The following is a 9,876-nucleotide window of genomic DNA, read 5'->3' on the forward strand; positions in this document are numbered from 1 at the left end:
ATAAAAAAATCGGTATTGATAATTCCATATCAATACCGATTTTTTATAATTATTTTCCTTCTATTAAATCATTCGCCATTTTCCTAAATTCTTGATTAAATGCATCATTCATACCATTTTGGACGTTAGAAAATAATATGACAAACGTTCGTTTATCCCAGTTAAAATTATTAAAAGTGTTCCAGCCAGCTAATACACCGTGGTTATGATAATAATCTGGGTAAATATAGAAACTAAATCCATATTTTCTTGCAGGTGATGCAGAAAACATATCTGATACACTTTGTTTAGAAAGTAGTTTACCATCCATAATAGCTTCATCTAACTTTTTCATATCTTCAACAGTCGTATACATTTCACCACAACCATACAGCCAGTTCATTTTTAAGCGAGGTGTGGCTATTAACTTATTATCTTTTTTCGTATACCCTTCTGCTAAGAAAATATCTTCTGGGAGTGTTGCGCCCATTCCAGATTCATGCATTTCAACAGGATTCAAAATATTTTCTTTCACATATTCAGCAAGTGGTTTATTTGATATTTTTTCTACAATATATGCAAGCACCATATAATTATAATCTGTATATTTCCATCCTGTCCCTGCTGGAAATTGTAACGTTTGTGCCCCAATCCACGTTACTAATTTTAACCGTGATGCTGCGTCAACACTACCTTGTCCCTGTTCTGGTAATCCAGACGTATGTGTTAACAAGTTTCGTAACGTAATGTTTTTATCTGCTGGAAACGATGGGATATATTTATTTACATTGTCTTCAATGTTCAACTTCCCTTTTTCTTTTAGTTGCATAATAGATATTGCAACAACTGTTTTCGTAATAGAGCCAATGCGATATTTCGTTCTTGGCGTTGTTAGTACTTGATCTTTCACATTCGCATAACCGTAGCCTTTTCGTAAAATGACATGACCTTTACTTGCTACAAGAACACTCCCATTAAATCCTTTATCTTTTAAGTACTGATCTAGTTTTCCAGCTGCAATTTCATAACGCTTTTTCTCATTCGCATCAATTTCCTGCTTAACATCTTTTTGCTTACTATTTACATTAGAAAATGCCTTTGCATCATATTTTTTTCCTTTATTTGCATGTATTAGTGTAACAACACTTCCACAAAAAACAGCAAAAATAAAGAAAATGATTAACCATTTCTTTAACATACTAGGAGCCCTCTTTTATCTAGTTTCACTTAACGTACATCCATTCTATTTTATATCTTTTAATTATCAAGTATATTATAATATTATTTAATATTCACTCTGTTAAAACTAGATTCCTTTTTCTCACTTTCAATTTTGACTACTCTCTATTGTATTTCTTTCTTGCAAAATTTCCAACATACAATCGGATGCATTACAATATAATTTCAAATTCTTTTGTAACATTTGTTACATACTAAAAAGAATGGAGATGTATATGAAAAACACCGATAAACGCAATCGTTTAGATGATAAGATGTTTCATTATCGGATAACAAAAAATAACATGTTATTAATTGAATATTACGGAAAACAGATTATGGCATTAAAAGGAAATGATGCTGAAAAATTTTTAAATAAAATAAATCATGCAAATAACGATAAAGAAAAACAGCTAATTATGGCTAAAATTACAGGTAATTTCAAAAGAGGTAATGAACGAAATTGAAAACGAATCTCATTTACATTTTGATTATACAACAAATAAAAAAAGAAATGTCGCTCATTCAACATTTCTTTAGACTTTCTTCATAAAAAATTTACATTGCTAACATTCCTTCATTTTCTATACTTCCTATATAAGCTAACCGCTGAAATAGTTAGTAATACAACTATGCATAACCACGCATACGTATATCCCTTCTTATCTACAATATAACCAAATAAAGCAGGCGCAGCAATAATAGCAATTTGATTTAATGTAAGTGCAAAACTCACTGTCATCCCTACCGATTCTTCACTTGCTGATTCCGCAACTTCAGTTATAAAAAGACTAAACCATCCAATTGAAAAGAACCCTAACAATGCACTTACACCATACAATACATTCGTTATTGTATGTATGCTCATTACTAATATTAGAATGAAGAAAATAGAAATACAAACAGTTATAAATAAGAGGGTACGCCGATTTCCCTTATAAAACAAATCACTAGTAGCTGCTAATATAACCCTACCAACCATTCCAGAAAAGAACATAACGGAAAATACTTTTCCAGCTAAAATTGGCGTGATTGATTGTTCCAATACTAAAAATTTTATAAAGTGTGCAACTAACACCATTTGCAATGAAATCATACAAATGCCAGTTATATAAATTGCATACAATTCTTTTTTACACATCACTTCTTTTAACTGCATCCAAAAAGAAAGTTTACTACGTTCTTGTTTAACTTTCTCTTGAATATATGGTTCCTTATAAAATATAAAAAATAAAAACCCTCCAATTATACAAATACATGCAATGCTATTTACCGCATAGGCCATATTATATTTTATTGTAAGAAACGGGATCAATACTCCCGCTAATGTACCACCAATCGGTATACCGGCTTGTCTAATCCCCATCGCTAACCCGCGATTTTCTTTTGAGAACCACTTCATTATCACCTTACTTCCTCCTGGCTGCGAAACACTATAAAACGTTCCTACTAATAAAAGTACAAAGAGTAACCCATAAAATCCATTGACCATATTAGTCAGTAAAAACGAACTTCCTAGTAAAAATGAACTTATCGAAATTAACAACTTTTCATTGTATTGATCAAGTAGCCGCCCGACAAAAAGCATACAAAATAGCGGTCCTATATTTACAACACTTACTAACAATCCAATCTCCGTATTCGTAAGTGCATATTCTTCTTTCCAAAATAAAGCAAACGCTCCAACACCATACGTTATAAGTGTCGCTGTTGTTTGAGCAACCGTCGCAAAAATTAACATAACCCACTTATAAGTACTATTCACCCTTTCTTCCATTAACACAATAATCCCTCCATCCCCTTCCATTGTATGAAAGTTCTGATATCATATAAAATAAAGATTTATCATGTAATCCATCAAAAAAAATGATACCTTTTCTGGAGGGATGATACTTGGATATAAAAGATTTAACTGTATTTTACGAAGTTGCGAAAGAAAAAAACATATCTCATGCAGCTAAAAATTTAAACTATGTACAGTCTGGCGTAACAATGCGTATGAAACAACTAGAAAACGAATTAGGTGTGCCTTTATTTTATCGAAACGGAAAAGGTGTAACTTTAACTTCTAACGGTGAGATTTTATTAACATACGCCAAACAAATTATCCACTTAATGGATCAATCTATTAAAGCAGTTCAAAGTAATGGGATCGAACCAAGAGGCACTTTAAAAATTGGATGTACAGAATCTACAACCGCTGTAAGACTTCCATCTATATTAATGGCCTATTATGAGAAATACCCAAAAGTCGAATTAATTTTAGAATCAAATACGACGGAACAATTAATTAGGCTTGTACTAGAACGAAAACTGGACGGAGCGTTTATAGCTGGCTCTACTCAGCATGCTGAACTTCATACAAATATATTTCGTGAAGAAGAATTAGTTCTCATTAGCAAAAAGCCTTTATCTTCCTTTAAAGACATAGGAGACATGAATTTACTTGCATTTAGTCACGGGTGCTATTATAGAAATTTATTAGAAGATTGGCTTCAAGAAGAAGGAATTTCACCTAAGCGAGTATTTGAGTTTGGAACAATTGAAGCGATACTCGCATGTGTAAAATCAGGTATGGGCATAGCAATTATGATGAAGTCTATTTTAAATGGTCATAAACATGACATATCATTCAATCCTTTACCAAATAGCTTCAAAAAAGTTCCTACTACTTTTATTACTAGAAAAGATATATATCACTCTGCTGCATTACAAAAATTTATGGAGATGACTCGCAATGCGTGAAAAGAAAATACGTGGTATGAAACGAAAAACAAACACTATGATAAAGCGAATTGAGGAACATATAAAAACGTTCCCTTCTACTTTCTATAACGATGAATATTGGAATATGCTATTGCCAGTTTCGCAAGCTTTTATTGACTCTCGTAAAACACCTAGAAAAGTAAAACGGTTATGTATTCAAACCTTATTAAATCAAGCAAATCATTTAATAAATATGAAACCGAGCGATACACATACATATCGAGTTGTTGTTTTGATTTCTATAAATAATTTGTGGGATTCGCAAATCATTATATTTAAAAATGAGGACTACTTTCATAATTTCTTTAATAGAGATAGTGAATTTCAAAAATGGATTCTTCTTTCAAATGAAATTGATTTTTGGGAGACATGGGAAATTTCAGTTTGTCATTCCTTCAAAACGCTTCACTTTCAAGAAATTATTTATGATGCAGATGAATGCTATGAAAAAGAGATTACGTTTATCGGGGAGTTAAATTAAAAAGGGTATACCTAAAACACTGGTATACCCTTTTCCACTTATTTTTCCTTTAATACACTATGTAATCGATCCGGATAATTTGTAAACATTCCTGTAGCACCCCATTTGATTAACAGTCTCATATCGGGTTTCTCATTAATTGTATAAGGGTGAATTAACAGTCCATTTTTCCTAGCCATTTTCATATATGACTCATCAATAATTAGTTCTCCGTTATCATTACGTAAGTTTGGTCCAATACCAGCTGCATACTTTTTAATTTCTTGAAAATCATCATTTGTTACACTTTTCGGTTCATGTGTAATACCAGACCATTCAACAATTTCATTGTTTTCATTTGGATAATACCAAAGCAATTGAACTAACGGAATATTTTCATTCATACTATGAATCTTTTTCAAACTATCTTTACTAAATGATTGAATCATAACACGGCTAGAAGACATGTTTTGGCCTACTAAATTATATTTTTGTAACAACGCCAACAATTTCTCTTCCATTCCTGGATACACATCTGGTGATTTTGTTTCAATATAATACTTCATACTTCTTCCATACTTTTGGAAGATTTCTTCAAGAGTTGGAACCTTTTGCCCAACATACTCTTGCTTAGCCTTTTCTGGATACGCTTTATTAAACCATGATCCAGCATCTAAACTCTTTATTTCGCTTAACGTTTTATCTCGTACTTCGCCTGTTCCATTTGTAGTGCGATCAACTGCTGTATCATGCATTGCAATTAATTGGCCATCCTTTGTTAATTGAATATCTAACTCTAAATAATCCGCTTTCATTTTTTTAACTAAATCATAAGAAGCAAAAGTATGCTCAGGTGCATGTCCACTTGCTCCGCGATGTGCAATATTTAAAAGCTTATTCGTATTCCATTCATGCTTCCCTTCTGCTTTCGCATGAACAGCTCCCCCAACAAAGATACTTCCCGTCATAAAGAAAATAACTAAAACGCTAATAATCTTTCTCATCCTTCTAATCCTTCCTACGTTGCAAATTTCAACAAGCTAATGAGATTTACACGAAATAGAAGACACACTTTCATTATTTTTATAAACCTATATTAAAATTCCAATCTTACAAATGTTTTCTATATTATTAATATAGAAAACTAGTATTATCCTATTTAATTTCTATAGCCCTCCTTTTCACATGTAACTCCCTATTTTGTACGGTTCATTCAATAAAAAAAGCCATAAATTATTTAGAATACACTCCTGTATCCCTAAATAAATTTATGGCTTTTCTCAAATATCTCCGGCCTCTATTAACTTGTCGAATTTAATCATATCAAACCTATTGAAATTTGTGAATATTTTTTTCAGTACAGTGAAGTACATAAAACAATATTTCTGTAGTTACTTAAAAATCACATAATAAATTTCTCATTACCTCTTCCAATACTATATCTGGATTTACTACCGTTTTTTCCGAACGCCATCCGATAAAGCCATCTGGTCTAATTAATACAGCACCTCCATTCTCTATACCATATAATTTGCTAAAAATATCTTCTGGAACAATAAAGTCTCCACTTAAGCCAACACGATACCCTTTTAGATGTATTCCTAATTTAGCTGAAACAGCATGTGCTGCCTCAGCCCAAGAACTATTTTCTACTCCTGTAAGTAATACAAAACTGTTACCGAATAAGTCTAATGTAGAAACTTTCTTCCCCTCATACGTTCCCCATAAATGTGGCGCTCGCGTTCCAGGTCTTCCGTTCAACTCTATGCTATCCATTCTATGCGGAGTGACTGAATCATCTATAATCGCCTCTGAACAATACTGATATCCAACTGTAACAGCTAAACCATCCATATTATTCAAACTGCCTTCCTCTCTATTCGCAGCACGAAACAGTAAACTACTTGCATAAGCTGTCGTTAATTTTGCAACAGAGTGTCTCTCCTCATGATATGTTTCTAACAATTTTGGTTTTGCCTTCCCTTTTATAACAGCCGCTAATTTCCAAGCTAGATTGTGCGCATCTTGTATTCCTGTATTTGAACCAAATCCTCCTGTTGGCGGCATAATATGTGCAGAATCGCCAACTAAAAAGGTTCGATTTCCTTGAAATTTCACGGCTGTACTTTCAGCGGCTTCCCACGGTAAAACACTTAATATTTTTGATTCAACATTTGTACTTCCAATTGCTATTTGAATAATTTGTTTACAACGTTCTATAGTGAAGTCCTCTAGCCCCTCTCCTTTTAATGGATCGTAGGCTACATGATAAATCCATTTTTTTACGTTATCAACCGGGATAAGTGCACCAAGAACCTCCGGATGAAGTACCATCGAAAAACCGAATGCATCTCCTTGTATAAACTCACTTAAATCAGCTTCAAAATAAATATTCATATAATAGCCACCGATGGTTCCACGACCCTCAGTTTTAATCCCTAACTGCTCACGTATTTTACTTTTCGCTCCATCCGCTGCAATTACATAGTCACAATGTATGACACTTTCTTTTTCTGTTTCACGATTTCGAATCGTTGCTTTTACCCCGTTTTCATTTTGTTCAAATGAAACTAATTCATGATAAAAAGATAGTTGCTCGCCTAATGTTTTCGCTTCTTGTAACATCATCTCTTCTAAAATAATTTGATAACACGCAGTTTGTTTTGATGGACTAATCTTTTCTATTTTTTGAAGTAACTCTTCATCGTTTCCGTATTGCGTCGCTCTCATTTGTTCCAATTCTTCTTTATTCGCCTCAGCTATTGTATGAACCGCTATTCTTCCTCTGCAGTTCTCTAATGCTTTACCTGCCAATTTAATTCTTTTTTCCAAACCTAATTCTCGAAATAACTCCATTGTACGTAAAGTAAGACCGCCTGCTTTCGGATGAATGGCAGTAGACGGATGCCTTTCAATAAGTAAGTACTCAATATTATGTTTTGCAAGAAATAACGCAGACGCTAACCCAGATAATCCCCCTCCAACAATTAAAACTGGTACATAATTCGATTTCATATATTTACCCTCCACATCATTGTTCTGAGCTCAGTGACATAAATATAATCAAAAAAAACATTAAAATATAGACTTATATTTCATTTTGAATTATCATATAGATAGATTACGCCCCAAAATTCCTTTTACCTTTTCATACATCTATAATCCACCTGAATTGTGTCTGTATGAAAGTGTAAAACAAAAGAATGTACTTTACGTTGAACCATGTTCTATCGTAAAAATCAAAAATAATACAAACATTATAAGCGGTCGTAACCTTATGGATTATACAAGGTTACGACCGCTTATTTTATTGTTACATCATTTTTTGTTTTTAAAACTTCATCTATTGTGTTATGTAATCCTTCCAATCCCTTTTCTATCTCCCTATAATTTTCAACAATAAAAAATTCATTCGTCTCGATTTTCTTTCTCAATATTGCACCTCATACAACAATCATGTAGCATTACCGTATCGAAGTAATGGTTCATCATCTTAAACCTTTCGACTAATTACCTGGAGGCAAAGTGATTGAAATGAATAAACAAGAACAATTAAATATTATAAAAAAAGATTTTATTGATTCTCAAAAAGTATTATTGGCAATTGGTGATGAAACACGTCAAGCTATTTTATTAGTGCTAATGGAAACGGAATGTCAAACAGGATTACGTGTAGGAGAAATTACGAAGCAAACACACCTTTCCCGTCCAGCAGTATCACATCACCTTAAGATTTTACGAGAAGCTGGCATTATTTTAATGAGAAAAGAAGGTACAAAGAATTTTTATTATATTGATATACGTACAAAATTAGGTTTATTAAAAAATCTTGTATTAGATATTGAGAAGCTATTGCAAAACTTTTATTAAAACTTGGAGGTATAAGAAATGAAAGCAATGATAATTGATAAGTACGGAAAAGTTCCAATGCGCATGGCAGAGGTACCTACTCCTGAAATAAATCAACATGAAGTGCTCGCAGAAATTCATGCAGCTAGTATTAACCCAATTGACTTTAAAATACGTGATGGAAAAGTAAAGATGTTACTGAAATATGAAATGCCTCTAATCCTTGGTAATGACTTTTCCGGTGTCATCGTGAAGGTTGGATCGCAAGTAACTCGTTTTAAAGTCGGCGATGCAATATATGCACGTCCAAGAAAAAATAAGATCGGTACTTTCGCGGAATATATAGCCATTCATGAAGATGATATAGCTTTAAAACCAAAAAATTTAAGTTTTGAGGAAGCGGCGTCGATTCCACTCGTTGGCTTAACATCCTATCAAGCACTACATGATGTTATGCATTTACAAAAAGGACAAAAAATATTAATTCACGCTGGGTCTGGTGGTGTTGGTACTTTCGCAATTCAGTTAGCAAAAATAATGGGCGCTACCGTTACAACAACTGCTAGTGAAGCTGGTTCCGATTTAGTAAAGTCTCTTGGCGCAGATCAAATTATTAATTACAAAACAGAAAAATTTGAAGAAATACTCAAAAATTATGATGCAGTATTTGATACAATCGGCGGAACAACACTTGAAAAATCATTCAATATTATAAAAAGCGGAGGAAACATTGTTTCAGTTTCAGGTATGCCGAATGCTCGCTTCGGTAAAGAATTTGGTTCAGGCTTCTTTAAAACTCTCTTATTTTCATTAGCCAGCAAAAAACTTACTGCACTTGAAAAAAAGCATAATGCTCAATATTCATTTTTATTTATGAAGCCAAGCGGGGATCAATTACGTACTATTGCAAACTATATTGAAGCCGGAAAAATCAAACCGGTAATCGATCGAGTTTTCCCTTTTGAAGATGCTCAAAAAGCAATGGAATATTCAGAGTCTGGAAGAGCAAAAGGAAAAATAATTGTAAAAATTAAATAATAATAAAAACCTCCATTTTCTTAAAATGGAGGTTTTAAATTTGCTGTTAAATAGACATAGTGCAATGAAGTCCTTACAATAGATTGCAAGGGGAAATATTATATTATACTTTTAGTTAACTTTACAAAGAATACATACGTACAAATACATAACTTAAAATACAAAAAGGAGGAGATACAATGACTAAAAATAATGAAACAGGTTGGAATTTAGATAATAGTTATACGACTTTACCACAATCATTTTATACAGAAATCCCCCCTACTCCCGTAAGTTCACCGGAGTTAGTTAAACTAAACCATTCATTAGCGATATCTCTTGGCTTGACCCCTGAAGAACTGAAAAAGGAAGCTGAAATTGCTATTTTCGCTGGTAATGCACTCCCAGAAGGAGCTCATCCATTAGCTCAAGCATATGCTGGCCATCAATTCGGACATTTTAATATGTTAGGCGACGGTCGTGCTCTTTTAATTGGCGAACAAATTACTCCTTCAGGTAAGCGTTTCGATATTCAACTGAAAGGTTCTGGCCCTACTCCCTATTCACGCCGAGGAGATGGTCGTGCT

The 9,876-nt window shown here is 33.1% G+C and carries 11 protein-coding genes; 6 read left to right on the plus strand and 5 right to left on the minus strand.

Annotated features, from left to right (window positions below; all coding sequences use genetic code 11):
• Positions 1–49: 49 nt before the first annotated feature.
• Positions 50–1,177: a serine hydrolase domain-containing protein gene (locus ACS2CR_RS16825; protein WP_000915165.1), complete on the minus strand. Its 1,128-nt coding sequence runs from the start codon at positions 1,175–1,177 to the stop codon at positions 50–52.
• 256 nt (positions 1,178–1,433) lie between these two features.
• On the opposite strand from ACS2CR_RS16825, the gene ACS2CR_RS16830 reads away from it, so the two are divergent.
• Positions 1,434–1,664 (plus strand): hypothetical protein, encoded by a 231-nt coding sequence (locus ACS2CR_RS16830; protein ID WP_000798790.1) that lies wholly within the window; start codon positions 1,434–1,436, stop codon positions 1,662–1,664.
• A 110-nt stretch (positions 1,665–1,774) separates the two neighbouring features.
• Here ACS2CR_RS16830 and ACS2CR_RS16835 read toward each other — a convergent pair whose 3' ends face one another.
• Positions 1,775–3,004 (minus strand): MFS transporter, encoded by a 1,230-nt coding sequence (locus tag ACS2CR_RS16835; protein WP_153602452.1) that lies wholly within the window; start codon positions 3,002–3,004, stop codon positions 1,775–1,777.
• Between the two features lie 86 nt (positions 3,005–3,090).
• Here ACS2CR_RS16835 and ACS2CR_RS16840 point away from each other — a divergent pair, with 86 nt between their 5' ends.
• A complete protein-coding gene (locus tag ACS2CR_RS16840; RefSeq protein WP_053512662.1) occupies positions 3,091–3,942 on the plus strand; it encodes a LysR family transcriptional regulator in 852 nt (283 codons plus the stop codon).
• Positions 3,935–4,444 carry a DUF3916 domain-containing protein gene (locus ACS2CR_RS16845; protein WP_001208329.1) on the plus strand — a complete coding sequence of 170 codons (510 nt, stop codon included), beginning with the start codon at positions 3,935–3,937 and terminating at the stop codon, positions 4,442–4,444. The genes ACS2CR_RS16840 and ACS2CR_RS16845 overlap by 8 nt, the downstream gene beginning before the upstream one ends.
• A 38-nt stretch (positions 4,445–4,482) precedes the next feature.
• Here ACS2CR_RS16845 and ACS2CR_RS16850 read toward each other — a convergent pair whose 3' ends face one another.
• The 3 genes from ACS2CR_RS16850 to ACS2CR_RS16860 form a co-directional block, all read right to left on the minus strand.
• Positions 4,483–5,427 carry a glycerophosphodiester phosphodiesterase gene (locus ACS2CR_RS16850; RefSeq protein WP_001226363.1) on the minus strand — a complete coding sequence of 315 codons (945 nt, stop codon included), beginning with the start codon at positions 5,425–5,427 and terminating at the stop codon, positions 4,483–4,485.
• Between the two features lie 391 nt (positions 5,428–5,818).
• Complete coding sequence (locus ACS2CR_RS16855; protein ID WP_000841674.1) at positions 5,819–7,438, minus strand: FAD-dependent oxidoreductase; 1,620 nt, start codon at positions 7,436–7,438, stop codon at positions 5,819–5,821.
• 287 nt (positions 7,439–7,725) lie between these two features.
• On the minus strand, positions 7,726–7,857 hold the full coding sequence (locus ACS2CR_RS16860) for a hypothetical protein (protein WP_001227549.1): 132 nt from the start codon (positions 7,855–7,857) through the stop codon (positions 7,726–7,728).
• A 91-nt stretch (positions 7,858–7,948) separates the two neighbouring features.
• Here ACS2CR_RS16860 and ACS2CR_RS16865 point away from each other — a divergent pair, with 91 nt between their 5' ends.
• From ACS2CR_RS16865 to ACS2CR_RS16875, 3 genes are all read left to right on the plus strand, one after another.
• Complete coding sequence (locus ACS2CR_RS16865) at positions 7,949–8,293, plus strand: ArsR/SmtB family transcription factor (RefSeq protein ID WP_000571870.1); 345 nt, start codon at positions 7,949–7,951, stop codon at positions 8,291–8,293.
• Between the two features lie 18 nt (positions 8,294–8,311).
• A complete protein-coding gene (locus tag ACS2CR_RS16870) occupies positions 8,312–9,310 on the plus strand; it encodes an NADP-dependent oxidoreductase (protein ID WP_053512663.1) in 999 nt (332 codons plus the stop codon).
• 179 nt (positions 9,311–9,489) lie between these two features.
• Positions 9,490–9,876: protein adenylyltransferase SelO family protein (locus ACS2CR_RS16875; protein WP_438906069.1), on the plus strand; the 387-nt coding region annotated here is incomplete at its 3' end.

The sequence above is a fragment of the Bacillus cereus group sp. BceL291 genome, assembly GCF_051776705.1.
Lineage (GTDB): Bacteria > Bacillota > Bacilli > Bacillales > Bacillaceae_G > Bacillus_A > Bacillus_A cereus.

Bases quoted from the DNA above. Each gene is read 5' to 3' on its own strand.
- ACS2CR_RS16825 (WP_000915165.1), bottom strand. From the start codon at position 1,177: ATGTTAAAGAAATGGTTAATCATTTTCTTTATTTTTGCTGTTTTTTGT.
- ACS2CR_RS16830 (WP_000798790.1), top strand. From the start codon at position 1,434: ATGAAAAACACCGATAAACGCAATCGTTTAGATGATAAGATGTTTCAT.
- ACS2CR_RS16835 (WP_153602452.1), bottom strand. From the start codon at position 3,004: ATGGAAGGGGATGGAGGGATTATTGTGTTAATGGAAGAAAGGGTGAAT.
- ACS2CR_RS16845 (WP_001208329.1), top strand. From the start codon at position 3,935: ATGCGTGAAAAGAAAATACGTGGTATGAAACGAAAAACAAACACTATG.
- ACS2CR_RS16850 (WP_001226363.1), bottom strand. From the start codon at position 5,427: ATGAGAAAGATTATTAGCGTTTTAGTTATTTTCTTTATGACGGGAAGT.
- ACS2CR_RS16855 (WP_000841674.1), bottom strand. From the start codon at position 7,438: ATGAAATCGAATTATGTACCAGTTTTAATTGTTGGAGGGGGATTATCT.
- ACS2CR_RS16870 (WP_053512663.1), top strand. From the start codon at position 8,312: ATGAAAGCAATGATAATTGATAAGTACGGAAAAGTTCCAATGCGCATG.